The organism is Alphaproteobacteria bacterium (assembly GCA_040216735.1).
Taxonomy (GTDB): Bacteria; Pseudomonadota; Alphaproteobacteria; order SHVP01; family SHVP01; genus CALJDF01.
Window position 1 is genome coordinate 102,206 of sequence record JAVJOO010000010.1, and the last position, 26,378, is coordinate 128,583.

Below are 26,378 nucleotides of genomic sequence, written 5' to 3' on the forward strand. Positions count from 1 at the left end.
CGATGTCAACCGCTCGGCCCTTCCCGCGCGACGCCATGGGCGTCGCCCACGCGCGGGTCGATCCGGCGCAAGCGCGCATTGTGTCACTGGTGCCCAGCATCACGGAACTTCTGTTCGACTTGAACCTTGGCGACCGTCTGGTTGCCCGAACCCAGTTTTGTGTTCACCCTGCTGGCAAAGTCGACGCGTTGCCCAGCGTGGGCGGCACCAAGAAGCTCAAGCTCGATCGGTTGCGCGCCCTCGCGCCGACCCATGTCATTCTCAACGTTGACGAGAACACCAAGGAACTGGCCGCGCAGCTGCGCGATTTTGTGCCCAACTTGATCGTGACGCACCCCATTCTGCCGCGCGACAACCTCGATCTGTTTCGCATGATCGGCGGAATCTTCGATCGCGCCGAACGCGCCGAAGGTTTGTGCCAGGACTTCGAAATAGCATTGCGATCGGTGATGACCTACGCCCCACGTCTGCGCGACCGGCGGGTGCTGTATTTGATTTGGAAGGACCCGTGGATGACGGTCTCGCCCAACACGTACATCGCGCGGATGCTCGAGCTGGTGCGGTGGCGGACGGTTTCAACCGACACCCGGGTCCGCTATCCGACGATCCCGATGACCCAAAAACTATTGGACGGCGTCGACATCGTTCTCTTTTCGACCGAGCCGTTCGCCTTCACCGAAGAGCACATCGCCGAGTTCAAGGGGAAATTCAAGGTGAGCGGCAAGACCCTGCGCATGATCGACGGAGAAATGGTATCTTGGTACGGAAGCCGGGCCGTGCAGGGGTTGACCTATCTGCGCCAGCTCGCAACGGAAACGCGGTAACGGAACGACCTTCCATGAAAGGGAAGACCCGATGATCGATCTCTATACGTGGCCGACACCCAATGGGCACAAGGTCCACATCATGCTCGAAGAGCTCAAACTTCCTTACAAGGTCATCCCGATCAATATCGGCAAAGGCGATCAGTTCAAACCGTCGTTCCTCAAGATCAGCCCGAACAACAAAATGCCGGCGATCGTCGATCGCAAGGGGCCGGGCGGCAAACCTATGTCGCTCTTTGAGTCCGGAGCGATCCTGCTGTATCTGGCCGAGAAAGAGGGCAAATTTCTGCCCAAGACGACGCGCGGCAAGTACGAAGTCATCCAGTGGCTGATGTTCCAGATGGCGAGCGTCGGGCCAATGCTGGGCCAGGCCCATCATTTTCGCAACTACGCGCCCAAGCGCATTCAATATGCCTACGACCGCTACACCAACGAGGCGACTCGAATCTACGGCGTCATCAATCGGCGTCTGAAAAAGTCCAGATTCATCGCCAACGACAAATATTCGATCGCCGACATCGCGATCTTCCCGTGGATCCGCTCCCACGCGAACCAGGGGCAGAAACTCGAAGACTACCCGGACCTCAAGCGATGGTACGAGACGATCGACGCGCGACCCGCCGTTCAGCGCGGACTCCAGGTCCTCGCCGACCGGCGCCGACCCGGCCCGATGGACACTAAATCCAAAGCAATCCTTTTCGGCCCGGCGCAGTACAAGCGCCGCACCGCAGCCTGAGGCACCCTATGATCCGTTGTTATTCCTGGCCGACCCCCAATGGCATCAAGGTTCACACTATGCTCGAGGAGACCCGTCTCGACTATAAAGTGACGGGGATCGACATCACGCGGGGCGATCAATTCAAACCGTCGTTCCTGAAGATCAGTCCGAACAACAAAATGCCGGCGATCGTCGACGAGAAGGGGCCCGGTAACAAACCGATTGCCGTTTTCGAATCCGGCGCGATCCTCATGTATCTCGCCGAAAAGACCGGAAAGTTCCTGCCGAAACGGCCGCGCGAGCGTTACGAAGTCATCCAGTGGCTGATGTTTCAAATGGGCGGCGTGGGGCCGATGCTTGGGCAAGCCAACTTCTTTCGCAAATATTGCCCCGAGAAAATTCCCTACGCGATCAAGCGCTACACCAACGAAGCTTCGCGCCTTTACAACGTGCTGGACGTGCGCCTGAAGAAGCACGAGTACCTCGCCAACGACAAATATTCGATTGCCGACATGGCGGTCTGGCCTTGGATCATTCCCTACTTTCAGGGGGTCAAGCTCGGCGACTACAAGAATCTCCAGCGATGGTATCTCGAAATCGAAAAGCGGCCGGCGGTGCAGCGCGGTTTGAAGGTTTTGTCAGAGCGCCAAGCACCGGGCGAAGAGATCAAGATGGACAAGACCGCCAAGGAGCGCTTGTACGGCAAGACCCAGCGTGACGCCGGAAAGCGCCGAGTCGCCTCCTAACGTTCCGATGGGTGTTCTGAATCGCGATTCGGTACAGCGGGTTCGCGACGCCCTTGTCCAGCACGGATCGAACGCCAAGATCGTCGCGCTGGAAGAGACCGCGCGAACGGCGCGAGATGCCGCGGCGGCATTAGGCTGCTCGCTTGGGGCGATTGTGAAATCCCTGGTGTTCCTGTGCGGCGACGAAGCGGTCTTGGCGCTGGTCGCCGGCGATCGCCAATGCGATCCGGCAGAACTGCGCGGTGCACTGGGGCGTACCGGTGACGTGAAGATCGCCGATGCCGATGCGGTGCGGACCGCCACAGGATTTGCAATTGGCGGCGTCGCGCCGGTCGGACACCCTAAACCGCTCCCCACTTTGATTGACGACAGCCTGCGCCGTTTCGATACGGTCTATGCCGCCGCCGGCCATCCGCATTGCGTTTTTGGTACGACGGTCGATGAATTGTTCGCGCTGACCGGTGGGCGGGTTGCCGCGGGGATTACCCGCCTCTAACCGCCACTACTTCTCGTCGTCGATCCAGCGGTGCATCTTCATCACGTCCTCGGCGCGACCGCGTTCCCAGTTCGTCGCAACCGTCACCGGTTTGACCGCCTTGGTGCTTCCCTTGCCGACCGCTAGTTCAAACACCGGATATTCGTTGCTGTTGGGGCGCTGCCGCTTGAGCATATCCTGTGCCCATGCTTCGGCCTCCGCCCGGGTTGCAAACGCCCCCAGCACATTGTGGGATTCCCCCCGGGACAGGTGGGGCTGGGCGAACACACGTTCGCAAACGAGATAAACCTTGTCGCTCATCATCCAAACCGTCTAGGTAGCGTTTTCCGAGCCCCGGAAGCCCTGAGTCTACGCCAGCCGGCCCGCGTCGTCTTTGAGAAAGCCCGCGGCCCGCTAACAATAGCGTTTCCGCGGGCCGTGGAACCGCCTGTAAGCCAATCGAAGGCCGCGCGCGGGGTTTGACTTGCCCCATACCCCCTACTAAAACGCAACCGGAGGAGAGGTGGCCGAGTGGCTTAAGGCGGCGGTTTGCTAAACCGTTGTACGGGGTAAACCCGTACCGAGGGTTCGAATCCCTCCTTCTCCGCCACCCAGTCTCGCTGTTCTCCGTGCAGCTGATTTGTTGCGCTAACATCGGCGCAGTACTGCGGCGTTCCAGGCACGTCGGCTCATTGGATCGCGCGTGAGTGTGCCTGCAACGACGCCCGAAGTGCCGAGTTTCTCTGCGTCAAAAAATGAACTGCGGGTTGGTGGCGTTGGCCTCAGAGGCCGAGTCGGGTGTCCTGCCAGCTGAGCGGTATCTCGCGGCGGGTGAGATGGGCCAGATCGACGTGAGCGGGTTGGTGTCCCTCGACCAGTTTCTTTGTTGCCTCGGGCGACAGGAATGTCAGTTGAACCAGGCTTGCGATGTAGCGATCGCCAACACCCTCCTTGCGGCCCAACGATTCAAAAGATGTCGCTTCCCCGATCTCCAGCATTCGGCGCCAACGCCAGCCGCGCGCCAGGGCCTTGATGATGGCCTGATCCGGCCGCGGCTCAAATAAGCTTCCATGCGGCACGCGTAGGAAGGTCTCGCCCCGGATCTTCGTAAGTTTCGTTGGGATGGTTCGATGAAGAGTGGTCTTGCCGGCTTTTGACCAATCCGGAGAGTTGGCTAGAGCGGGGTACAAACGATTTTTCCGTAAGGCGGATATAGAAAGCTCGACCTCTAGGCCATGTCGCCGGACGGCGATGCGCGTGACCAGATCTCTTAGGACCGGCCACTCAATCAGGTCAGTGGCTTCCGGGTCTAGCCAACTAGATATCTCGCTGTGGACTAGGTCTTCCGTATCGGGAGCCGGCAGCCGAGACACGGCACCCGGTTCGTCGCGGCCCTTGTCCAGCAGCGCGGTGCTCACGTAGTAGCGGTAGCGCTTACCCGAGGCCTTTTGCGTATAGGTCGGGCTCATCGGGTGCCCCTGATCGTCAACGATCAGCCCGGTGAGCGGCGAAACAGCTGACACTGCATCCTTATGCCCAAGATCCTTCCTGCGGTTCTCTGCCAGCATAGTTTGAGCCGCGGTCCACAGGGCCAACGGAACGATCGGATCGTGGTTGCCAGGGTAGGAGTCTTTCTTGTGGGTGATTTCACCCAGGTAGACCCGGTTTTGCAGCAGATCGTAGAGCGCACCACGCATCATCGGCTTGCCCCCAAGGACCCGGCCTGTTTGGGTCGTCCACCGCTTGCTGAAGATTTCTCTCTCCCGCAGATCCTTCGCCAGCGCGGCGACTGAGCCAAGGTCCAGGTAGCGCTGGAAAATGAGGCGAACCCTTTCGGCCTCCTTCTTGTTCACAACTAGCTGGCGGTCTTTGGCGTCATAGCCCAGCGGCGGATTGCCGCCCATCCACATGCCCTTCTTCTTGGAGGCCGCAATCTTGTCCCGGATCCGCTCGCCGGTGACCTCACGTTCGAACTGAGCGAAGGACAGGAGGACATTCAGCGTGAGCCGCCCCATCGAGGTGGTGGTATTGAACTGCTGGGTTATGGAGACGAACGAGATGCCCTTGGTATCCAGCACATCGACGATCTTGGAAAAGTCGGCGAGAGAGCGGGTCAGCCGGTCGACCTTGTAAACGACAATGATGTCGACCTTGCCGGCTTCGATATCTGACAGAAGGGCCTGAAGGGCAGGGCGGTTCATGGAACCGCCCGAGAATCCACCATCGTCATAGGAAGTCTTCAGGGCTGACCAGCCCTCATGCTTCTGGCTTTTGATGTAAGCGTCGCAAGCCTCGCGCTGGGCGTCCAGCGAGTTGAACGACTGGTCCAGGCCTTCGTCGGAAGACTTCCGGGTGTAGATGGCGCAGCGTCGAACGGGCTGTTTATTGGCCATGGCGCGCCTCGGGTGAGGTCGTGCCTCGTTTTCTAAGCCCGAAGAAGAGCGGGCCATTCCATCGTGTCCCGGTGATGTGACGGGCGACCTTGGACAATGATGCAAAGCGCTCGCCGTCATAGAGGAAGCCATCGCGCGTTACCGTCACGTCATGCCGCACGCCATTCCAACGTCGGCCCAAGACTGTCCCGGGCTTGATGCTGACACTGGAGGAGGGAGGGTGGTCGGAATTTGCCGCGTACTTCCGTCCCAGGTCGCGCAGGCGTTTGTCTGTTTGTTTGGCAAGGCCCCCGAACGCTCGCTCCTGAAGCTTCCAAGCAAGTAGCCGGCGAATGAAGTCGGGACTACTAACTGGCGGCGGCTGATCTCCTAGTTCGTGGATCCAAGTTTTTCTGAGTTCATTGAGTCTTAAGCCGTGAAGCCGTTCGACGGTTCTCTTAAGTTCCGAGTGATGTTTGAGGTTGTCTGTTCTCGTGCCCATGATATCTCCGCGTTCTCTTGAACTGCGGCATGGACGCTCGGTTCCGCCCAGAAGGCCAGTCGAAAGGTTGCTTGCACGTCAGGTGTGCAGAACGTCGAGAATCTTGCGGCATAGCTGCCAACCGGAAGGGGTCAGCGTTTCTTGGCGATGAACCCAGCGGGCGTGAGAGTGGACGGTGGCTCAATTGGCTAATGGCGAATCACTCTTCGCATGCGCGTCGCACAAAAATGCTGGTGAAGGGGTGGGTTCACTGTCGACTAGCGCCGGTTCGACGTATCAGGCCAATTGCCCCCGGTGTGAAGGTCAGCGATATCATCTGAGTGCTTAGGGACCTGGAGCGAGATACGCCGGTCACCTGACTTGTCCCTGCGGGACGCAAATTCGACACGCTGGATTGTGGACAACTCAGCGGACGCATATTCGACCCTGCTGGCTTCATCGAGTGAGATCGATTCTGCTTCGATCCAGAGTGCCACGGTGAGTATGACGTCGCCCAGCAAACAAGGGCCGTCGGCCGCAGCGACGGTGACTGTGCCCGGGTAGGGGAAGCACGCGGTACGCAGCACTGGTGGCTGCGCCTTCTGCACTCCTTCAAATGGATCAGTTGCCTCTTGGAGTTGGGACCACAGATCATTCAGAGACCAGTTCTTGCCCGTTTCCTCATTGTGAAAAATAGGCGTGGACGGATCAATATCCTCAGGGAGGACCAAATCCACTTCCTCTGAAGCCGGCACTTTCCAATCAAGAGAACGAAATCTTCTAACGCCGACCCGCGAAATGGCGCACGCCTTGTGCCAAAAAAGTACCAGGTCTAGCCGAAGTAGCGAGTTGAGATCGTCAGCCGCTATGTCCGACAAATTGCGCGTCGAAATACCGTTCTGCTCCGCGATCTTTTGTGCGCTGTCGGTGAACCCTGCCGAACTCACCGCGATAGTTCGGTCCGCACCTATCGCCCTCTTTTTGGTGACGAGTTGCTCTATCCAAGTGACATCCTGGATCGCTGCCCGTTTTCGGCATTCGACGGTGACCAGCATCTCAGCTGTTCCGACTCGCGAACGGATGCTGGCATCAACCTCCCTTAGGCGGCCGGTGACCTTACACCTAATCCGATCAGGGCAGGTCACCGTAATGCCGCGCGGGCCAGCGTCAGATTCTATGCGCGCAACCAAGCGTTCGAATTCGCGCCACTCCGGGTCTTTGCGACGCCGGTCGCTCACGGTTTATCACTCAGTTTTTTTGTTCCGGCGTTCACGAACATGGGAAAGAAGCTCCGTTGGGTCTTAATCTTGATGACATCATTGACGGCGATCGTGTTGGACTTCCTCCTCTCACCACCGGCAGGGGTGATTACCTCAAGATCGGGGCTTTCAATAACCGCAGCATTGATATCGTCGGCGTGAGCAGGAGTGACATTGTAAATGTTTTCGTAGAACTCGGTCACGGGCATGGCATCGCCGGCTTCCGTCACCAACCGGGGAATATCCTCCAGAAGCTGAGTTTTGGCAGACGACCGGCCGTCACTGTCGAAGAGGTAGAGCATTCCTTCGTCATGCCGGGGATCATAGGACAGCATGTTGAGACCTGAGCGGCCGAAATGCGCCTGAAGGCTGGCATTGTCATGGAGAATGTTGTTATAGACTTGCCTCGCTCGATAAGACTTCGCGAAATGGATTAGCCAGTATCGCCACCCATCGGGGTTGTTGATGGAGAACGGGCTGACGTAAGGCGCATAGAGACCGAAAGCGTCAAAGACGATCCTTTCCGCAGTGCCAAGCCAATCCCTGCGGCTCATGATCGTTTCGAGCGAACGCATTTCGTTGCTTGACAGACTCAAATGGCTTAGCTGAGCGCGCAGGCGATCGGGATGATTTTTCTGGAGGAAGGTTATCAGCGAGCTGATGGCGAACGTGTAAAATATCTCAGCGGCCGGATAGGAGTGCATGATGTCGAGGATAGTACCTCGTTCAACATGGCTATGGCCGCATTGATCGAGGTTGAACAGGACACTTCGATATCGGCCCTGCTCCAACAGTTCTTTCACTTTCGGATAGGCGGACTCGAAGGACTCGTTCAAATATTCGATGCGCAAGTGGAGCTTGGCGCAGGTTTGCGCGATGTTGGCCTGCATTGGCCCAACGTGCGATCTCAGAAGCTCAATCGCTTCCCGTCTAGCGTCGTTAAAAATGAGCAGGCATTCGACTTCGATCGTGCCCAGACCCTGAGCAGCCCGATGTGCATTCACCGCCTCAACAGAGCGCTTCAGCTCCTCGATGAAGATGAGAGGTGAGCCTGCGGTGCCGCACTGGTAGCGTCCGCCACCCGCAAAGCCGTCGACAATGGCGAGCCGGAAGCGCTCTTGCTGTGGCAGTTTGCAACGGACGGTCAGATAGGCGAATACGTATTCACGCAGGATTTTGTGCTTGCGTCGCGAATGCTCTTCTAGTTTTGCACCATCGGCCCATTCATATCGCTTCTCGACCATCATGCCCCTCGGCAGCTTCTAGCCCCCTAGGCGTTGGCTTGAGGCGCTATTGGCATTTCATCCCACGTCCGTCCGCGATATTCGCGGCCATTCGCCTTTTTTGAACGCTTCTTGTTGTCTTTTCCCCATGTGCCCCACTGTTTGAAAAAGAACGCGGTGCCGGCCTCCAGGCATTGAGCGTAGATTTCATCGATCCATGCCTCTTTGATTGGCCGGGCCGACCTTCCGCTTTCGCCGCCAACGATGGCCCATTGGATGCCATCGAGATCGACGGTACCAACAGGGCCGATTAGCGGTTCAAAGGAAATGAAGCGGATTGGGGCTGGCACCTTGCGTAGTTGCAAGATGCGATCAGTGACATCTGCGTTTTCGATGCTGGTGCCGAGCCAGACATTGGGCAGTACATCGCCGATCTCTTTAGAAACAAGGGCGGCCATACGGTCCGGCCGCTTAGTGAGGATTTGGTAACTGTGGCGGGGCGTATCACGCATCACCTGCCAGACGTCGAGAATGAATGCGTCGCTTACTCGTTCATGGAACAGGTCGCTCATTGAGTTTACAAAGATCTTGCGCGCCCTACCCCAACGATGTGGTATCGAGAGGGCGGCGCGATCCTCGCGAACCACGCCGTTCCAAACGGTGCGACGACCGGTCTTGCGGGTTAAGCCTGCATATTTCTCGACACCCATTGCCTCTAGGCGGTTAGCCATCGCCATAGCATAACAATGGGTGCAGCCGTCGGTTACGATTGAACAGCCCGCGACGGGGTTCCAGGTAGCGTCAGTCCACTCAATCTGGGTTTCGGCCATCATGCCCTCCGTGGGTTTTCCTGTTTGCCGCTAGCTTACGTGCTTTGAAACTCTTCGCGCCAAATTCGACTGCGAGAATTCGGCTAACCACTCGCAATATCGCATTATCTGTGTTTTCAGGCATTTGGTCGAGGTAGGAGCGAAGAGTTGAGCGGCGATCCATCGACTGGACGGCACTATCAGCGATAGCGCTACGGCGACGATCCGATGCCCCTTGCGACAAGAAGCACTGAAGCGCGCTCATATCTGGAACGTTGCGAGAGAGGACGAGGAAGAAATCGCGACGCGGGTGTCCGGCGCTTGACTACAGAAGCCTCATTTTACCAATCACCAAGATCTCTTTTGTAGGTTCACATGGCGTGGCTTCAACCAGCTCGAAACGCCCTGCTTTGACGAAGCCAGCCTTGACGATATCTACGCCTTGTTGCTCGCACCACTGGCAAATCTCATCGACAGTGAATCTACGGTCGCGCACAATCAATTCTCGCCGCAGTTGTTCATCCTTGTCGAACGTCTCCTTTCTCGCCGCAGTTGTTCATCCTTGTCGAACGTCTCCTTGCGTTACGCGAACGTTCGATCGCGATCGGGAAGCACGTAGTCTGGATTGAAGATCTCGCCACTAGCCTGCATCCTGTCGCTGGCAGGTAAGTCGTTGAGGTGAGGGAAGGGGTACTGAAGTAGTACAGTAGAACACAGCACGAAGACTCCAAATCGCACTTGAAGGTTCACAATTGGGAGGATACCGGGTAGACGAACGCCGCTGCGGTTGCGGCTCGTTCCCGTATGTTGCGCAGAATGCGGCAGTTCACCGCCAAGAAATACAAGTGCGTTCGGAAGCCGAGGCCGCCGTCGCTTCTAAAGGAGACTAAGATTGCCTGTTCAAAAGGATGAGGTTCTAGACACACTCGCGACTCACGGGAACGTCGCTCAATTTGTCGCGTTTCGTCCCAGCCATCTGGGAGTACCGAAGCAAAGTTTCTCACGCGTTGCGGGGCATGCCAGCAATTACCGGTTTTCCAATGCCTTCGAGGCTGTCAACGCGCTCTTGGCGCGCGGTGGCGAGGGTAAGGTAAATGTTCGTAGCTATCTGCCAGAGGACCCGCGAAGCAAGGAATTCGTCTACGCGCTCAGCACTGTCGACAGCGTGTTGTCTGCGGTTACAAGGCTAACCCGGGAGGGACTCTCCACAATCGTAAACGAGACGATCGACGTTTCTGATGGTGGGGTTTCAGGTGTACTGCAGAGCAATACCTTGGAGTTTAGTCCGGACGATACGCCACGTTGTGTTGAGAAGCCGGGCGTACTTTCTATGTCATTTCAGCAAGGCATGGTCCTTCTAAAAACGGTTTACGGCTTCAGGCCCGATCTTGAGGCAAGTATTTCTGAGCGGACTGAGTTCAGCATTCACCCTAGGGCGCGAGGGTGGAAGGAAACCCATACGCTTCTTTGGGAGCGTGAAGAAAATAACGCTGCGCCGGCAACTCCGACACTCCGTTGGCCAAACAACTTTAGCCGCCTCCTTGGCGACAAAGCGTTCGGCCTGCTGGTCGCGGATGGATTAGGTGTTCCAGTGCCCCGTACGATTGTTGTGTCCCGGCGCCTTGGGCCCTTCATATTTGGGCGAGAAACAGGATCCAGCGAAGTTTGGACTCGCACTTGCCCAAGGGAACCTCAGCCCGGACTCTATACGACGGTCAAGGGTTGGTTGGATCCTTTTAGTTTGCTAGCTCGCGAAGATCCAAGTGGAGGAGACATTAGTTCTGTACTTAGGCAAGATGCCGTAAATGCCGCATGGAGTGGAGCCGCAATCGCTGCCGCAGGAGAAGGAGTCGCAATCGAAGGAGTGCAGGGAGAAGGCGACCGCCTAATGCTGGGTCTTGATCGTCCGCAACGTCTCCCCACGGCGATATTGGCTGACGTAGAGCTTATGTATCAGCACCTCGTCGGGAAACTCGGACCAGTGCGAATCGAGTGGGTTCATGATGGTAAGCGAACATGGTGTGTTCAGCTTCACGTCGGCACTACACAGACTAGTGATTCTACCATTGTGCCCGGCGACGTTGACGAATGGTGGGAAATTCGCGCTGATATCGGGCTTCCCGCGATTCGTGAACGGCTTAACTTGTTACCGAAAGGGGCTGGCGTGCTGCTAGTTGGTGGCGTTGGAGTTACAAGCCACATTGCCGACCTGCTACGCAAGAAGGGTTGTCCCTCGCGCGTGGTAGCGGCAGATTGAAGTGATTATTCAAGGCTTGTCGTCATCATTTGCGTGTGGTGCGCGCCAAACTTCATTGACTATCTTGTCATTCATCACTTCATGGACAGCCAGTAGGTGGTCAGATACGTCGGGCACCGAGTGCTCGACGAGCAACTCGACGACGTTGTTTTCCGCCCGGCGCGTACGTGCTCTGTCCTCAAATGGAAAATCGTGGACCGTCTTGAAGGTCTTGTGGCCGCGCGGCTGGGGCTTAAACAAGGTTGAGCCGCTGTTGATCGGGCTTAGGCGGATACGATCTCTGTGTGTTGCCACTAGGGCTCGTGCATCCAAGGTCAGCACGGTTTGGAGTTGATCTCGATAGGCGCGCGCTCGTAGTAGCCTCCAGATGCGTTCGCGCGACAACCAGAAAAACGTGTAGGAATTGAGCAAGCAATACCAATCAGTCGGCGTTAGACCGTCCTCGAGGCACTTCTCTAGTGCGCCATCAGACATTGGCTTTTGATCGCGGATCACAGCACCTTTACGATGCGGATGACTTAGGGGAACGGACTCGGGTCTACGAATTCTGCCGTAGCGTTTCCGTTTCTCTCCTTTGACCGCGTAGTCCTCTAGGAGAGCCCCAACACTCATGAGGCCACGCTCTCTAATTGCTGGCCATGCGCCCTGATGGGCCATGTGCCAGAGACGCGGATATTGCCGGACAAGCTCCTCTTCAGTCATTGGGATGGCTTGCGTTCTATCACGCCATCAGCAGCGAATGCCTTCGAAACCATTGAGACAGGGATTCCCGTGACGCGTTCAACGCGCTCGATAAAGCTGAGCGCCTCTACATTCAGCTCGTCGAAACATTTCGCTTTCCGGTTCTCAATCCCGAAGTAATCCGCAAACGTGACAGCGATCTCGGTGGCACCGTTTATCGCTGCTGCGTCACCCAATTGCGCCCAGTCGAACTCGGCTAGCCTGCGCTGCTTCCCGGAGACTGTGCCCGTCTCAGTGGATTTAAGCTCATCAATAGGGATCTTTGATCGCTGACTGAGTGTCTCGTAGCCTATTTCTTCGCCGATCCAACCCGATGGACCACCTACCCGGATCGGGTAGGTGCGCAATACCATAATGACGTTGCGGACATGCATTGGTGCGACGCCGGCATCGGCGAGGCAGCCAGCGACGGAGGTCTCACGGGAAGTGACGTGCGGATAGAGGCCATGGTGGATGCTCAGCATTGTCCCTTGCGTGCCCTCGATAAGCACCGTCGACTCATTTTCCTGGAGTAGACCCAAGCGGTCTCGCACTTTTCTCAAAAACGGAGCGAGTGCGTCGACGTCGCGTGCTAGTCGCACCGGTGGTCCGAAGGTCTTGTTTCCCTTTCCCCGGTTTAGAATTTTGCGAGCGTTTGCGGCGCCTACTCCCTGTCCGGTCGTTGAGATATTCTGCAGGCCGCCACTTTCAACATCTCTGTCGGCTTCTTCGATGATCATGGCCTGCGGATCGATTGAGAGCCGTTCTCCGGACAGCTTATGGTCTGCGATCTCTTTCATGAGCTGCGGCAACCAGATCGTCGAGCCGGCGCCGATCAATATCTCCGCCCTTGGGTTCGCGCCTGTGCCGGAGGGAAGCTGAACGTATTTGTAGGGTGGTTCAGCCACCCTATGACCGGCATTCGGACCTCCAATTCGGACAAGAGCATTGTAACGTGTAGCGATGTGGGCGCAGACATTTCCCTTGCCTTCGCTTCCGTATTGCCCACCTACGAGGACGTCGACAAGCTTCTGGTGACCTTGTGCCCCTGCCCCGAGCCCGCGCCAGGCTGCAGCCGTTCTTGCTAACAACACTGCATTGTAGTGATCCGTCTGGAGGACTAGGTCGGCGATACTAGCGAGGTTGCTCACCAAACGCTCGGTCCCGTGGCTGGCCGCATCACCGTAAGTATCGAATTCGCGAAGTTCCCTCGGTCGGCTTAGATACCTTCGCTCGAGTTCGTCTGGCGACGCAGTGAGATGAACATGAAAAACAGCGTCACCGAACTGTTCACGTAGTGCTATTAGTTGAGGTTTGATCCTGACTGAGTCCAGGAGAAGGAGCTCGGCATCAAGTCCCTCTCCAAGCGCTTCACTAACCGCATGGGCTACCCAACGCCCGCCAGTCTCGCTATCAAGTCGGTCCCCCGCCTCCTGCAGCGATCTCCTTTCATTTTCGCAACCGGTAGTAGAAAGTATGTACTTTCGGGTTGATACTCGAGCGGCGCCAAACTCTCGCTCAAGGGCTGCTGCGAACTCCGATTTGCCTGCCCCAATGGGCCCCGAGGTCACTACAATGCTCCTCACGGAAATCACCCCCTGCTAACGCCGAAGCTCCACTGCACCTAGATGTTGTATCAGGATGCAAGGTATGCAACAAGATGTTGAAAATAGGAAGGGAGAGTTGGCTCATGAACATGCTGAGATCGGTGGTGGCCGTGTCATTCGCTAAAGGTCCAACGATCATGTTGTCGAGCGGGAAGCAGTTCGATTTCCTTGATCCCCACAACAGTGAGTTTGACATCGAGGACGTAGCGCACGGCCTAGCTCATGTTTGCCGATATGCAGGGCAGTGCAGAGATTTCTACTCAGTAGCAGAGCATAGCCTGCTCGTATCGGATATGGTGGAGGACTACGCTTTCGAGGCACTCCTGCACGATGCGGCGGAGGCGTTCATCGGGGATATTACCCGACCACTCAAACAACTCGTGCCTGAGTTCAAGCGAATAGAGGCCGAGGTAGAAGATGCGGTTATCGAACGGTTCGGCATGCGCCGGGACTATCGAGCGACGGTAAAGGAAGCTGATCTAAGGGTGCTAGCTGCTGAACAACTGCAGATTATGGCTCCAGGCTGCGCAGACTGGGCGCAACAAGCCGGAATCGAACCGGCACCCATAAGGGTGCGCCATCTGCGGCCATCAGAAGCAAAGCGTGAATTTCTCGCGCGATTCGCCAAACTGTGCGGCATACAAAGCTAATGAAATACTTTGGTTGCGGTCACGGCATTCGTCTTCAGGAGCTGTCACCATCCCCAGGGTAGAGACGATCTATCGAACCCTTCGTTAGTTAGCGACTCCGCGTTGCTGAGCATTCGACCGCCCTAGCCCGTCAGCCAGGTGGCGCCAGATCCAGGCCCGCATAGAGGCCTTGCATCTTAGTCCAGGCCGCGTCGAGCATCGCCTTCGCGGCGGCGCGGCTGTAGCTGTAGTCGTCATTCGTCGCCCCGGTCTTCACGACGAGGCACATCTCACCCTTGGCAATCAGGTGAGCGGTGTTGCGACGACACTTCCGCTGTCGTTGAGCCTGCTCCACCCTGACGTGGACGAGGATGTCTCTTACCCTAGGCACTGGTGCTGTCTCCCTTCAGGGAATCCCTGATCCTGTCCCCCAACTTGTCGAGCGCGGTGAGTGCGTCTTCATTATCCCCGGCATCGGGGCTCTTCCGATTACCCGAGGAGATCCCGAGATGTTCATTGATTGCCTTGTGGAGCAGCGAGGTGACCGCGGCACGATTGTCTCGGCCAGCCACCGTCTTGTCGCGATTTCCGACCTCCCGGCCGTTGGGTGACAGGCGAAGGTCCCTAAGGATTCGGGCGACAACTGAGCCGGTACGCTGAGTGAGCCGCTTGCGCGCCTGGACGCGGCGCGCCTGCGGCTGAACGGGAAGATTGCCCGCTGCCGATACCGCCGACACCTCCTGCTGTTTGCGCCTGAGGGTCTCCCGTAGCTGATCCTTATTCACGAGGTCTCGAAGATGCAGGCCTCCGCCGATCTCATGGTCAAGCATCTCGTCCAAAACACGGTCGTCGTCGGGATCGAGAAATGAACGGTTGATAAACGACCCGATAATCTCGTTGTCGACGAGCATGCCAAGGTCGAAACGACGAGGCTCGCCAACTCCTTCCCCACCATCGCTTTCTGCTTCAAGCCACTTTTTGACCATCACTTGGTCGTCGAAGTCGAGTTCACGGAAATCGTCCCAGTGCGCGTCGGTATTCAGACCGACGTGCGACACGACGAAGGCGTTGTTATCAGGATGATCAGGTTTCGCCTCATGGACCACCCGCATCACCCTTCCTACAAATTGGATGTACGGCGACAGGCTCGCGTACGGCCTGAAGATCGCAGCAACACTGAGCGGCGGATGATCGAAACCTTCCCCCAGCATCTGCACTTGGACAATGCAGTCGAGTTTCCCACTCCGCAGGTTGGCCAGAACCGCCTCCTGCTTGTCCTTATCCATCTCGCCATAAATCTCGTGAGCGCTAAGGCCGCGCTCCTCATACAGCGAGCGGATCTGGCGGGCGTGATCTACCGAACATCCGACCGCGATCATCTGATGGCGATAACCACTTCGTTCTCGCAGCTCCTGCAGGTATTTGATGCTGGCATCGACAATGTGCCGGTTGCATTCGGGAGCCAGCGCGACGCCCCTTCGGAACCAAGCGTGCTCGCGCAATGCCATCACCTCTTCAAGGGTGTGACGTTTGGTGTCGTCTCGATAGGTGAACGACAGCTCTGATGGCGCGACGTTACGTGAGTGGATTTGCTTGATGTAGCCCTTCACCATCGCACTGGTGAACGGGTAGCGATAAATAACCTTACCGACAGGCCGCGATCCGTCGCTTCGAAAGGGCGTCGCGGTCAGGCTGATGACCTTGGCGTTCGGGAAGCGTTCGAATACCTTCGCCCAGCTCGGGGCAACGTTGTGATGCCCCTCATCGACCATGATCATGTCAAAGTAGTTGGGCGGAAATTGCGGGAGCCAGCGGTTAGCTGAACCGGCCAACTGATGGATGTTCGTCACTACAAAATGACTGGCATTGCAGTCGTGCAGATTAGCGTCGACACCATCGAGTACGGCGCGGAAGGGGCCAGCCGAGAAATCATGAATGGCGCCAGTACGTCGCCAAAAATTCTTGGGGTTACTGATGTCCAGCGCTTCAGAGACGCCGGTTCGAATCGTCAGATTAGGGGTGATTACCAAGACGCGCCCCTTGGCGATGCCGAATGGCAAGGTCGCGATCACTCCGGTCTTGCCGCAACCAACCGGGATTTGAAGGATCACGGATTCGTTCGCGCTCTCGAAATGGGTACGCACAGCGCGATGAGCGCCTTGCTGCGGCTCGCGAATCTGGCTATTCCCCTCGATGTCAGCAATCAAGCTCTGGAAAATGTGGTCCGGTTCCTCGGCCGCCTGCTCCGCCCGCCGATATTCCAACCGAAAGGGTTCGAGGTCTGGGCGACGGTAGAAGCGATAGCCGCTGCCAGGACGTCTAACCGATTTGAGGCGGCCGGCCGAATCCCATCGCCGCAGCGTATCCTTCGACACGCCGACGTACTCGGCGGCTTCCGATAACGTCAAGAAATCTGGGGAATGGTCGCGTAACATTCAGCAACCTTATGCAACATTGTGCATGCGGTCAAGTGGTTAAACTTGGGCTCGACAGAGGGCCGGACATTATCGAAGTGCAATTGACCTTGTCCAAAGACGTCCTCGCAACATTGGGGGCGGCACTCGCATACCTGATCGAAGACCTGGGTGTTGATCGGATAAAGGTCTCTGACATCGTTGAGGAATCGTTGAGGAAACGCTGGGTCAGTCATGTGGGCGATTTGGCACGCAGACAACTGGGCGATGTTTTTTGGCCAGTTCGCGAGGGTGGTGAGGCGGCTGACCCAATTAGGGTGGCGCAGCGTCTCCTGGAAAACCCACAGACAGCCGTTGAAGTTCCGATGGTACGCGACGGGCTATTCGCCCGCGCGGATGCTCTCGCGCTGGAAGGCGATGGATTTGTGCTGCAAGAAACGAAGGCGTCGACGTACAAGGCCAAGGACGACGGTAGTCCAACTAGACCCAAGGCGCATCATCTGGAAGACATCGCGATACAAGCTTGGGTGATGGAGAGTACTAACCTTGCAAGAATTCGATGCGAACTGAATCTGATCGATAGCAAATGGGTCTATCAGGATGAGGGGGACTACAGCGGTCTATTACGGCAGCAAGACGTTTCGGGAGAGGTGGAAACAATCGAGACGGAGGTAGAGGGGTGGCTGCACGAAGCCAACCAGTTGCTTGAGGCTGGTCGCCCGGAAGTATCGATGGGTAGCCAGTGCTACGCACCTCATCCATGTCCCTTTCAAGACCGTTGCCGCGAACTCGAACCGTTGGCCGAAGATCACCCACTAGAGCTGCTTCCCGGGAGCGGTAAGGCCCTGGCAAAAAAACTAAGGGAACAGGGTTACCGGAGTTTGCTCGACCCGCGCGAAGACGAATTCGTAGGAAAAGATGCCGCGCTATTTAAGCGCATGCAGGTGGGACATCGTGATGGGAGGGCTGTCCTTGAGCCAGATGCTGCCGAGATCATCAACCGGCTACCGTTTCCTCGGTACTTTTTCGACTTCGAGGGTATCGATATGCCTGTCCCTATTTGGACCGGTACGCGACCCTATGAGCAAATTCCCTTCCAGTTCTCCTGTCATATCGAAGAAGATGCAGGACAATTTCGTCACGAGGAGTTCCTCGACCTGGCTGGGACAGATCCGTCACCTGGGTGCATGGAGGCGATGATTCGAGTGCTGGCACCGGGTACCGACGGGCCAATCATCGTCTATAACGCGACGTATGAACGCTCCCGTATCAGGGAGCTCGGGCTTCGGCATCCTGAATATGCAGATTTAATGCGAGGATTCGAAGAGCGGCTGTTCGATCTATGGCCGGTCGTTCGCGATCACTATTACCACCCGGCTATGAGGGGCTCCTTTTCAATCAAATCAGTCCTGAAAGCCGTCTCGCCCGATCTCGACTATGGTGATTTGGACGAAATTCAATCGGGTTCCCGCGCTCAGGTGGGATATCTTGAGGCGATTTCGCCGGACACGTCCGAGGCGCGGAAGCTCGTGTTGGATCAAAGTCTGAGAGAATACTGTCGCCTGGATACTTGGGCGATGGTCGAGGTAGCTTTCTGTTTGTTAGGCGGGGAAAGAGCGGAGCGGCCGGAAGAGGACTGATGGACGGGCAATGGGGTCAGCGTCAGGGTGTAGTGAGCTTCAGAATCCGGTGCCTAGTTTGGTCTTGCCAGGCCCGCCGCCAATCGTGTCTTGATGGTCTAGAGCCGTGTTCATTTCAACGTCGTAGTGAGAGTTGAGAAGTCCGGATTGACAAGTGCGAGGAACATACCTGCCTCGGCAAGAGGTGTTTCTGCCTCTTTGTTGATGTTGCCACCCGCAAAGATTTCCCAATCGAACCAGGTCGAAATGGAACCTTCCCGCTTCAACTTAGAAGGGCGCGTGTGGAGTCAAGGTAGATCGGCCTCGTCTTGGTGGTAGTATAAGATGAATGCGTCCAAGGTCGCCTCCCAACCGGCGCGTCCATGCCGCAGGTTGCGGTCAATAGTTGTCGCCAGCCAAATATCAGCTAGCCCACACGCCATGAGCGAAACGCTAGCCCCCCGGATGTCGAGGTCCACTTGGATCGTTTCTTGAGGTCATTCAGGCTAGAGCTGATTGGAGTTCATGCGGCTCTTTTGCCCGAGATCACGAATGCCAACGCGAGACAACCAATGACCAGCGAGAGGCTTAGCTGAGGGCTTCTCTTTGGGATCCCCTGTACCTCCCGCACAAAATGTTCGCAGTTGTGCGAAAAAAGCCGGTAGGGCTTGCCAAGGCGTTCTCGCGCGCGTTCCACCACGACGTAATGGGGCAGGTCGCCACGCAGTTCTGGCAAGATGAAAATCTTCCTGCCGCCGGAGAACACGTTCATTGGCTGTTCGGTCACGGAACCCACGCCGCCTGATGCCGAGATCACTGTCTGCTCGCCGTTCGCGTCGAAGCTGTCAGTTACGATGGCTTGGTGAACAATGCCGGGGAATACCAACACGCCAACGGTGGTAGCCGGCGCAAGAGATCGTATCGTCATTTGAAGTCCTCGATTGTGTGTAAAGAGAATATGCGTTAAACACATATTCATGTCAAACGCAGAAACATCTCTACTCCGACCAGCGACCTCGTACCTGGCGATCGTGGGCCAGATCCTTGTGCGCCAACGCCATGAAAGAGGCCTGCAGCAAGCCGATATCGCGACGCAGATGGATCTAAGCCAGTCCGCTTGGTCGCGAATCGAGCGAGGTGAAGCCGCAATGACCCTCGACCAGCTGCGTCGCGCCGCGGCGCTCCTCGGCTCCTCCGGAGCCCAGATTCTCACGGCCGCCGATCAGGTGATTGCGGGGTTAGAACAAAAGGGCGTGGTCGTGGCCCCGGGGCGGGCAATACAACAGGAGGTGCCCGGGCTTGTTCTTATCGGTGCCATGGCGCTGGGTGCGCTAATTGCTAGCGCGATAGCGCGCTAACTCTGCCCTCGCGTCCGCGCTTGGTGTTTCCCAGTCGAGGCCAATTGTCACTTACCGGTGGTCCAGGAGCTGGACAAGAATAGCTACGGTTGTGGATGATGGACGTTGCGCCTCGTCGAATCCGGGGGCTTAGTCGGCAATGAGGGGAAGCTATGACGACGGTACTCCCGGCGATACTGAAATCCGGCGAGCCTGCTCGGCTCATCCCGACGGTAGCGGAAACTAGCAAGGAGGCACGAGCAGCCTCAATTTTCATTGCGACACTCGCGGCTGTTCCGGACTACGCAGCGATCTTGCTTGGCGAGCTTGATGTCCGCATTGGAGCTCGCTCGAGATTGAATTGCTTTACTGAAGTCACGACTCTGACGCCGACCGACGTGGGTCTCCGTCCTGATGGTCTTATTGTCGTAAGAAATGGCAAGCAGGAATGGACCGCTGACCCAGCCCCCTGATCCGGGCCACGGGTTAGTAGAGTCTGTTCATGTTTCCTTCTGCTGACCGGGTCTCGGTCTGTCTCTGTCGCCGGGCGTAGGCCGCAGGGGCCAGACCGCCGAGCGAGGTATGAGGTCGGTGCAGGTTGTAGTCGGCCCTCCAGTCTTCGATGAGGCGGCGTGCCTCGGCCAGGTTGCTGAACAGGTTCTCATTCAGGCATTCGTCGCGTAGCCGGCCGTTGAAGCTTTCGACGAAGGCATTCTGCATCGGCTTTCCAGGGGCAATGTAGTGCCACTCGATCCCGGTGTCCTGGCACCACTCGAGAACAGCGTGGCTGGTCAGCTCGGTGCCGTTATCGGAGACGACCATCTCCGGCCGACCCCGCCAGCCGATCATCTCGTCCAGCGCCCGCACGACCCGGCGTCCCGACAGCGAGCGGTCCACTACGATCGCCAACGCCTCGCGGGAGTGATCGTCGACCACACAGAGCGCCCGGAACCGCCGGCCGTCGCTCAGCGCATCCGAGACGAAGTCCAGGCTCCAGCGCTGGTTCACCCGGTCCGGCACCAGTATCGGGCGGCGGGTTCCCAGCGCCCGCTTCCGCGACCGCCGGCGCCGTACCGCCAGCCCTTCCTCTCGGTAGAGCCGGAACAGCTTCTTGTGGTTCACCTGCCAGCCCTCACGGGCCAGCAGGATGCCCAGACGCCGATAGCCGAACCGGCGACGCTCCCCCGCCAGCGCGCGCAACCGCTGGCGCAGCACCGCATCACCATCGCTGCGCTTCCGGTACTGGTAGGTCGACCGATCGAGGCTGGCTAGGCGGCACGCCCGACGCTCGCTGAGACCGTGCACATCCATCACGTCGTGCACCGCCCGCCGCTTCACATCGGGCGTCAGTAGTTTTTTGTTGCAAGGTCCTTCAGCGCCGCGTTGTCCAGTATCGCATCCGCCAGGAGCCGCTTCAGACGCGCGTTCTCTTCCTCCAGCGCCTTCAGCTTCCTCGCATCCGACACCGTCAGGCCGCCGTACTTCGCCTTGTATTTGTAGAACGTCGCCTCGCTCATACCGTGCTTGCGGCAAAGATCCGATGTCTTCGCCCCAGCGTCGTACTCCCGAAGCATCGCGATGATCTGCTCGTCCGTGAATCTGCGTCTCATGGTCCATCCTTCTCCTCCGATGGACTCTACATCCCTATGGCAGGAATTCATGGGGCTGGGTCACCGCCTTTGTCGAGGCTAAGATAGGTAAGGCCGAGCTTGGTGAGGAGCAGGTAAGGGACTATCTCCAGCTTGCTAAGCAGAATGGGGTGGATGCGCTTATTACGTTGTCCAACCAATTCTCTGCCCTACCAACACATCATCCTTTGAGTCTAACGCGAGCGGCTACAAAAGGCGTCCGCCTCTTCCATTGGTCCTGGCTCCACCTGCTGACCCACGCGACGATGCTGTTGAATGACGAAAGCGTTTCCATGGGAGAGCGTGGATTCGTGCTCCGCGAGATGGCTCGCTTTTTCGATCATCCGAGTTCAGGTGTAACGCGGTTTGATCGCATGAATGCGGAATGGAAGGAGCTAGTCGCCAAAGTCCAAGCTGGCGCAGCCTTGAGCAAAGGAAGTGATGAAGTGATCCGCGCCGTTGCCGCGTGGCATCAAGAAGAGCGCGACCTTTGCTTGCTGTTCAGCCGCAAGATCGGGCGGTCGGTCAATCTGATAATGCGCAGAGCTCACGCCAAGGACCAGTCCGAGAGACTGAAGGATGATTGCGAGTCCCTCGCGCGCGATTCGGAGCTGAAGTGTTCGATTGAGGTTCCAGGTGCCGCGGCACCCATCGACATAGCGGCACGTCTTGGACGCCGAAATATTACTTGTTCAATGCGCCTAGAGGCACCGGCTGACAAGAAGCGAGCGGTGTCTCGGGTTAAGTGGTTGGTGCGTCAACTAGGTGAGGTAACGGACCCCGACGCCGTCCACATTGCGGCACATTGGCCCGGTCGGTCACCTGCTACGCAGGCGACTCTTCGAGCGGTGAGGGAAGATGAATTCAAGATTCTGCGCGACGACGCATCGGTGCCGCGGGCGTTTGAGGTCTTGCTGGTTCGAGATCTGGCGGGGAAGTTTGCCGGCCAAAGAACGTTTATTGAGGGTGTGGAGGAGGCCGTCCCAAGCTTCTACGAGCAGGTTGGTCAGCATCTTCGGGCCTGGGTCCCAAGGCCGCCACAACTGAAAGAGCCACCGAAAATGCATGATCCAAAGGTCGACGCCGACAACCCTTCGGCCCGCCTGACCGAGACCGCCGTAGCGCATCCACCGTCGCCGCCGCATATCTTAGCTGACGAGCCATCCATCCCGCCGTGGCTACGTCGCTATGAGTGAGATCATGGTTTGATGCCATGCCATCACGGACTGCCTTCTTGAGTGCTCGTTTCTTAAAGAGTAGGGCCACCGCCTAGTCCCCCGAATCTTGATCCGCAATTCTTTCGCGATGGTGGATCACATCACCGAACCCGGCCACCAATATGCCAACAGGAAGTGCAACGATCGCGACAGCGGCGATCGAGATCAGGTCGGTGAAGATTTGCCAATCTCCGTCACGGGAGAGGCGTCGGCTTAACCGATCTTGGTCACAGTCGCGAGGCGGTCGTCCTATCCGTTAGGACGCTGGCTGCCTCCAGTAGGCGTTTGGTGGCTTCCAAGGCGGCAATGGCATCTTCAGCGGCGGCGTTTAGTGCGTCGAGTGATGCCCTTGGGTTTTGGCCACCCACCACCACCAGGAGGGCATCCTCAAGTCTTGCTGTGGCCTCAGCAAATAGGCGTTGCGATAGGTCGTCGTAGTCGGACTTGTCGGTCATCGGGTCTCACTTTGTCACCAATGACCGCTCTTCTCACCGCCACCGACAACGTGATTCTGCAGCGACGGTCGCAGTGCGTGCTGGCGTCCTGGCGATCGGCTGCGCGTCGTGGCCTAGTAGCCTGAGCCGTAGAAATCGCTTTCGCTGTTGCCAACGAAAATCTGAACCGGGCGATAGCCCCGGCCGAAGACCTTTGGCCGATGACGTTGTGCCCAGATCAAGAACTGCGAAATGCTATCGACCTGGTCATCGTGCTTACCCATGGGGAACCCCAGGAGTTCCTTTTCAAGATCTGCAAGCCAATGCGCTTCATTGGGCAGGTAAACGCGACCTGCTTCGATCCCGGCACTGGCAATCTCTAAGCGCGCCGCCTTGTCACCTTCGGGCCTGATCGCAATAACCGACAACCGGGTAGCGCTGCGCAGTTCTTGAATCAAACCCTGACCGACGCCGGCCTTTTCGATCAGAATAGCCTTCGCATCGTATTGTTTTGCGAGCCCGATCACCCGCTTCTTGAGCGTGGGGTAGTCGATCCGATCTCGGTAAACATGAAGCAGGTAGTACGCCTTGCCGCCGACGTCGAGCCACGTCGTGCAAACCGAGTAGTCGCCGTTGGCGCTACTGGCAGTATCCCAACTCTGGACGACGCGTGATGGGGGTGTTGCCTCTGGCGCCTTGTCATAGCGCTGTAGCCAAGCCCGCTTCACCATGTTGCCTTCGGCCGGGACCGGGTTCTGCTGATACTGCGCGGAGAACGCCCGTGAGCCCATTTCCTTTTTTGTCTGTTCGAGGTCTTCACGACTTTCGCGGTTGGGGTTGAGGAGGTCCCCGGCGCGTCGGTGATGGACAATACCTGGCCCGATCGGAATGTCCTCGTCGTGTTCGGCGATAGCCGGGAGGTTAAGGTGTGTCCACCCGCCTTCCTCGATCAGGTGGCCGGCAAGATCGTCCTCGTGCAGGCGCTGCATGATGACGATCTTGACGCCGTCCCGCTTGCTTTCGAGGCGCGAAGGGACCGCGTTCGTGAACCAGTCGATCACGGTGCGACGGCGCGCTTCCGAACCCACCTCTGACGCGTTGTGGGGGTCGTCCACGATGAAGTAGTGAACGCCGTATCCGGTCAGGGTGCCGCCGACCGAGGTGGCGAAACGGCCACCACTGAGGGTGGTCTCGAACTCGTCGGGGCTGTTCTTGCGGCGACTCAGAATCATCTTCGGAAACAGCCGGCGATAGAACGGCGTGTTGACCAACTGATGGGTCATGCGGGCGAACTTGTCGGACAGCTTGCTGGCGTAGCTTGCCACGATGAAACGTTGGGTTGGGTCCTTGCCCAGGCCCCAGGAGACGAAGGCGACCGAAACCGAGATCGACTTGAGATGGCGTGGCGGGATCGTGATCAGCAGCCGCTTGATGTTGCCCCGGTAGGCTTCATAGAGGTGCCAGGCCATCGCGTCGATGCACCAGGAATGTTGGTAGACCGCGCCGGGGTCGACGATGCTGACGGTCTTTTCGATGTAGGCGGCGAGATCTTCGCGGCAGACGGCATCGAACTCGTCCTGGTCGACCACGAGGTCACCGTCTAACGCAAGATCGCCGCCCGGTGTGGGGCGGCCTTCCGGGTTGGCCGTGGGTGTAGAATCGTTGTTGGCGTCACTGCGCATTGCTGTCTCCGTTCCGGTTGCGGTTCAGCCGGTTGAGGGCCCGGCGGATGGTTGCCTGGTCGCTTTCTGTCGTCGGGGTCTTGGTCGCGTCGTCGTCGTTGTCTTTTGGGCCGAAGTATTCCCGCATCAGGGCGAAGGCTTCACGAACGGCACCTGCCTTTCCATTGAGGGCATCGACGAGCGTTTTTAGGATCAGCGCCTCGGCGACCGAGAGGTTCTGGCGCTCGCCGTCGATGGTGATTTTGACTTTTCGGTTGAGGTGCTTTTCGACGAGGGTCGCCATGTTACGACTCCCCTTGGGGCGGCCTTTTTTGTTGCCGGACTCCCCCTTCTTCCACTGCGAGTGCTTCGGCGGGTTCTTGTATCCGCCGCCCTCGCTTTCGGGGCCGTTGCTGTCAGGGGCAGGCGTGCCGTCCGTCGCGCTTTCTGGCGGCGGACCACCCGATTGCTCGGGCGTAGTGTCGCCGTCGCCTGAGCCTTTGCTTTCCGGCGATGGCGTTTTTGCGTTGTCGTCCTCAGGAGGGGCGCGCTTAGACATTGCCAGCCTCCGAATCGTCGTCGTCGCCACGGTCGGCATGGCCGCGGTCTGCGGGCAGGCGCCGCGCCCGTACCGCCTGCATGGGCTCGCCGGTCTCGATGAGGACAGGTTCGTCATCGGTGAGGTCGGCATAGCGTTCGAGCATGAGCTGAACGTAGGGCGGGTCGATCTCGATCAGGGCCGCCTTGCGCCCGACACGGTGCGCGGCAAACAGGGTGGTCCCTGAGCCGCCGAATGGGTCAAGGATCAAGCCGCCCCGACGCGAGCAGTCCTTGATGGCGTCGGCGACCAGCGCGACCGGCTTGACGGTGGGGTGCATCGCCAGCGCTGCGTCACGTTCCGCGCCGAAGGCATTGGCCCCGGCGTAGGTCCAGACGTTGGTCCGATCCCGGCCGTGGCGGCCGAGTTCGACATTGTTGATGTGCGCTGCCGTGCCATTCTTATAGACGAGGATCAGTTCGTGCTGAGAGCGGTACAGTGAGCCCATGCCGCCGTTCGTCTTGTTCCAGACCACCAGGTTCTTGAACGATGTGTAGGCGGTCCGGCCGGCGGTCATGGCTTCGTAGAGGTGTCGCCAGTCCATAAAGATGAAGTGCAGGGCGCCGTCGTCGCTGGCAGCGGCCATGTGTTCGAGCACGGTCGTGAGGAACGCCGTGAACGCGGCTTCGGACATCTCACCCGATGCCATCAGGAATTCACGATGCTTCACCTTGCCCTTGCCCGAAACGTGCCCGGCGATCGGGACGTTATAGGGTGGGTCGGTGATAACCATCTGTGCGCGGCTGCCGCCCAACAGGCATTCATAGGCTGCAGGGTCGGTGGCATCGCCACACAAAACCCGGTGCACGCCAAGCTGATATACGTCGCCCGGCTGGACGAAAGACGGGCCGGGCGTCGGGACCGGGATTGTGTCCAGGGGGTCGGCCGCGTCCTGCGTGGTCGATGCGTCGATGATCAAATCGATCTCTGCGGTCTTGAAGCCGGTGATCTCGACATCGAAGTCGAGTTCCAACAGGTATCGGAACTCGATCGCCAGCATCTTTTCGTCCCATCCGGCGAGCTCGGCGATGCGATTGTCGGCAATCGTGTACGCCCGTACCTGGGCTTCGCTGAGATGGTCGACGCAGATGACCGGAACGTGGGTCATATCGAGCAGCTTGGCCGCCTGCCAGCGGCCGTGCCCGCAGATGATCATACCGCCAGACTTGATCAGCATCGCGCCGAGGAAACCGACCGCCGTCATCGACTTGGCGATTTGCCTGATTTGCGCCGATGCGTGTGTCCGTGGGTTGTTAGGGTTGGGGGTCAGGTTGGAAACCGGCCACATGACGATGTGGTCGGCGATCTTGAGGTGGTCAGGGATATCAGCCATAAGAGCCTCTTTTAGGG

Annotated in this window: 25 protein-coding genes and 1 tRNA gene; 10 read left to right on the forward strand and 16 right to left on the reverse strand. The window is 58.0% G+C overall.

All coding sequences use genetic code 11. From position 1 onward, the window contains the following. Positions 1 to 2 precede the first annotated feature (2 nt). From RID42_17815 to RID42_17830, 4 genes are read left to right on the forward strand one after another with little or no spacing between them, the layout of a single operon-like run. Positions 3 to 824, forward strand: a complete 822-nt coding sequence (locus RID42_17815; protein ID MEQ8249536.1) for a helical backbone metal receptor — start codon at positions 3 to 5, stop codon at positions 822 to 824. Between the two features lie 31 nt (positions 825 to 855). Further along, entirely contained in the window at positions 856 to 1,560 is a 705-nt protein-coding gene (locus RID42_17820) for a glutathione S-transferase N-terminal domain-containing protein (protein ID MEQ8249537.1), read from the forward strand. Between the two features lie 8 nt (positions 1,561 to 1,568). Then, positions 1,569 to 2,288, forward strand: coding sequence for a glutathione S-transferase N-terminal domain-containing protein (locus RID42_17825; protein ID MEQ8249538.1), 720 nt, complete (start codon positions 1,569 to 1,571; stop codon positions 2,286 to 2,288). A gap of 7 nt (positions 2,289 to 2,295) precedes the next feature. Continuing rightward, positions 2,296 to 2,784, forward strand: a complete 489-nt coding sequence (locus RID42_17830; protein MEQ8249539.1) for a YbaK/EbsC family protein — start codon at positions 2,296 to 2,298, stop codon at positions 2,782 to 2,784. Between the two features lie 6 nt (positions 2,785 to 2,790). On the opposite strand, the gene RID42_17835 is transcribed toward RID42_17830, so the two are convergent. After that, positions 2,791 to 3,084 carry a hypothetical protein gene (locus RID42_17835; protein ID MEQ8249540.1) on the reverse strand — a complete coding sequence of 98 codons (294 nt, stop codon included), beginning with the start codon at positions 3,082 to 3,084 and terminating at the stop codon, positions 2,791 to 2,793. A 196-nt stretch (positions 3,085 to 3,280) separates the two neighbouring features. Here RID42_17835 and RID42_17840 point away from each other — a divergent pair. Next, positions 3,281 to 3,373 (forward strand) — tRNA-Ser (locus RID42_17840). 172 nt (positions 3,374 to 3,545) lie between these two features. Here the strand turns inward: RID42_17840 and RID42_17845 are convergent. The 5 genes from RID42_17845 to RID42_17865 form a co-directional block, all read right to left on the reverse strand. Next, positions 3,546 to 5,156, reverse strand: coding sequence for a recombinase family protein (locus RID42_17845; GenBank protein ID MEQ8249541.1), 1,611 nt, complete (start codon positions 5,154 to 5,156; stop codon positions 3,546 to 3,548). Further along, entirely contained in the window at positions 5,146 to 5,637 is a 492-nt protein-coding gene (locus RID42_17850; GenBank protein ID MEQ8249542.1) for a DUF2924 domain-containing protein, read from the reverse strand. The genes RID42_17845 and RID42_17850 overlap by 11 nt, the downstream gene beginning before the upstream one ends. 257 nt (positions 5,638 to 5,894) lie before the next feature. Continuing rightward, positions 5,895 to 6,854, reverse strand: coding sequence for a restriction endonuclease (locus tag RID42_17855; protein ID MEQ8249543.1), 960 nt, complete (start codon positions 6,852 to 6,854; stop codon positions 5,895 to 5,897). After that, positions 6,851 to 8,119, reverse strand: a complete 1,269-nt coding sequence (locus RID42_17860) for a three-Cys-motif partner protein TcmP (protein MEQ8249544.1) — start codon at positions 8,117 to 8,119, stop codon at positions 6,851 to 6,853. Before RID42_17860 ends, RID42_17855 begins: the two co-directional genes overlap by 4 nt. A 26-nt stretch (positions 8,120 to 8,145) precedes the next feature. Beyond that, complete coding sequence (locus RID42_17865) at positions 8,146 to 8,928, reverse strand: DUF5131 family protein (GenBank protein MEQ8249545.1); 783 nt, start codon at positions 8,926 to 8,928, stop codon at positions 8,146 to 8,148. Positions 8,929 to 9,799: 871 nt separating this feature from the next. Here RID42_17865 and RID42_17870 point away from each other — a divergent pair. Continuing rightward, positions 9,800 to 11,164, forward strand: coding sequence for a hypothetical protein (locus RID42_17870; protein ID MEQ8249546.1), 1,365 nt, complete (start codon positions 9,800 to 9,802; stop codon positions 11,162 to 11,164). Between the two features lie 9 nt (positions 11,165 to 11,173). Here RID42_17870 and RID42_17875 read toward each other — a convergent pair whose 3' ends face one another. Beyond that, entirely contained in the window at positions 11,174 to 11,866 is a 693-nt protein-coding gene (locus tag RID42_17875) for a hypothetical protein (protein MEQ8249547.1), read from the reverse strand. Next, positions 11,863 to 13,035, reverse strand: coding sequence for an adenylosuccinate synthetase (locus RID42_17880; GenBank protein MEQ8249548.1), 1,173 nt, complete (start codon positions 13,033 to 13,035; stop codon positions 11,863 to 11,865). The genes RID42_17875 and RID42_17880 overlap by 4 nt, the downstream gene beginning before the upstream one ends. A gap of 539 nt (positions 13,036 to 13,574) precedes the next feature. On the opposite strand from RID42_17880, the gene RID42_17885 reads away from it, so the two are divergent. Next, positions 13,575 to 14,141 (forward strand): hypothetical protein, encoded by a 567-nt coding sequence (locus RID42_17885; GenBank protein ID MEQ8249549.1) that lies wholly within the window; start codon positions 13,575 to 13,577, stop codon positions 14,139 to 14,141. A 130-nt stretch (positions 14,142 to 14,271) separates the two neighbouring features. On the opposite strand, the gene RID42_17890 is transcribed toward RID42_17885, so the two are convergent. Together RID42_17890 and RID42_17895 are read right to left on the reverse strand one after the other, a co-directional pair. Further along, positions 14,272 to 14,511 carry a hypothetical protein gene (locus RID42_17890; protein ID MEQ8249550.1) on the reverse strand — a complete coding sequence of 80 codons (240 nt, stop codon included), beginning with the start codon at positions 14,509 to 14,511 and terminating at the stop codon, positions 14,272 to 14,274. Next, complete coding sequence (locus tag RID42_17895; protein MEQ8249551.1) at positions 14,504 to 16,555, reverse strand: DEAD/DEAH box helicase family protein; 2,052 nt, start codon at positions 16,553 to 16,555, stop codon at positions 14,504 to 14,506. The genes RID42_17890 and RID42_17895 overlap by 8 nt, the downstream gene beginning before the upstream one ends. Before the next feature lie 83 nt (positions 16,556 to 16,638). On the opposite strand from RID42_17895, the gene RID42_17900 reads away from it, so the two are divergent. Next, complete coding sequence (locus RID42_17900; protein MEQ8249552.1) at positions 16,639 to 18,174, forward strand: DUF2779 domain-containing protein; 1,536 nt, start codon at positions 16,639 to 16,641, stop codon at positions 18,172 to 18,174. 502 nt (positions 18,175 to 18,676) lie between these two features. On the opposite strand, the gene RID42_17905 is transcribed toward RID42_17900, so the two are convergent. Then, on the reverse strand, positions 18,677 to 19,081 hold the full coding sequence (locus RID42_17905; GenBank protein ID MEQ8249553.1) for a lecithin retinol acyltransferase family protein: 405 nt from the start codon (positions 19,079 to 19,081) through the stop codon (positions 18,677 to 18,679). 49 nt (positions 19,082 to 19,130) lie between these two features. Between RID42_17905 and RID42_17910 the strand changes: the two genes are divergently transcribed. Next, entirely contained in the window at positions 19,131 to 19,511 is a 381-nt protein-coding gene (locus RID42_17910; GenBank protein MEQ8249554.1) for a helix-turn-helix transcriptional regulator, read from the forward strand. 465 nt (positions 19,512 to 19,976) lie between these two features. Here RID42_17910 and RID42_17915 read toward each other — a convergent pair. After that, a protein-coding gene (locus tag RID42_17915; GenBank protein ID MEQ8249555.1) for an IS3 family transposase occupies positions 19,977 to 21,100 on the reverse strand; the annotation gives its coding sequence in 2 pieces (ribosomal slippage) (positions 19,977 to 20,854 and positions 20,854 to 21,100; 1,125 coding nt in all). Between the two features lie 284 nt (positions 21,101 to 21,384). Here RID42_17915 and RID42_17920 point away from each other — a divergent pair. After that, a complete protein-coding gene (locus tag RID42_17920) occupies positions 21,385 to 22,314 on the forward strand; it encodes a hypothetical protein (GenBank protein ID MEQ8249556.1) in 930 nt (309 codons plus the stop codon). 248 nt (positions 22,315 to 22,562) lie between these two features. On the opposite strand, the gene RID42_17925 is transcribed toward RID42_17920, so the two are convergent. From RID42_17925 to RID42_17940, 4 genes are all read right to left on the reverse strand, one after another. Then, positions 22,563 to 22,790 carry a hypothetical protein gene (locus RID42_17925; protein ID MEQ8249557.1) on the reverse strand — a complete coding sequence of 76 codons (228 nt, stop codon included), beginning with the start codon at positions 22,788 to 22,790 and terminating at the stop codon, positions 22,563 to 22,565. Between the two features lie 113 nt (positions 22,791 to 22,903). Then, entirely contained in the window at positions 22,904 to 24,451 is a 1,548-nt protein-coding gene (gene terL / locus RID42_17930; GenBank protein ID MEQ8249558.1) for a phage terminase large subunit, read from the reverse strand. After that, on the reverse strand, positions 24,441 to 25,028 hold the full coding sequence (locus tag RID42_17935) for a DUF5681 domain-containing protein (protein ID MEQ8249559.1): 588 nt from the start codon (positions 25,026 to 25,028) through the stop codon (positions 24,441 to 24,443). The genes terL and RID42_17935 overlap by 11 nt, the downstream gene beginning before the upstream one ends. Continuing rightward, positions 24,982 to 26,361: a DNA methyltransferase gene (locus RID42_17940; protein MEQ8249560.1), complete on the reverse strand. Its 1,380-nt coding sequence runs from the start codon at positions 26,359 to 26,361 to the stop codon at positions 24,982 to 24,984. The genes RID42_17935 and RID42_17940 overlap by 47 nt, the downstream gene beginning before the upstream one ends. Positions 26,362 to 26,378: the final 17 nt, after the last annotated feature.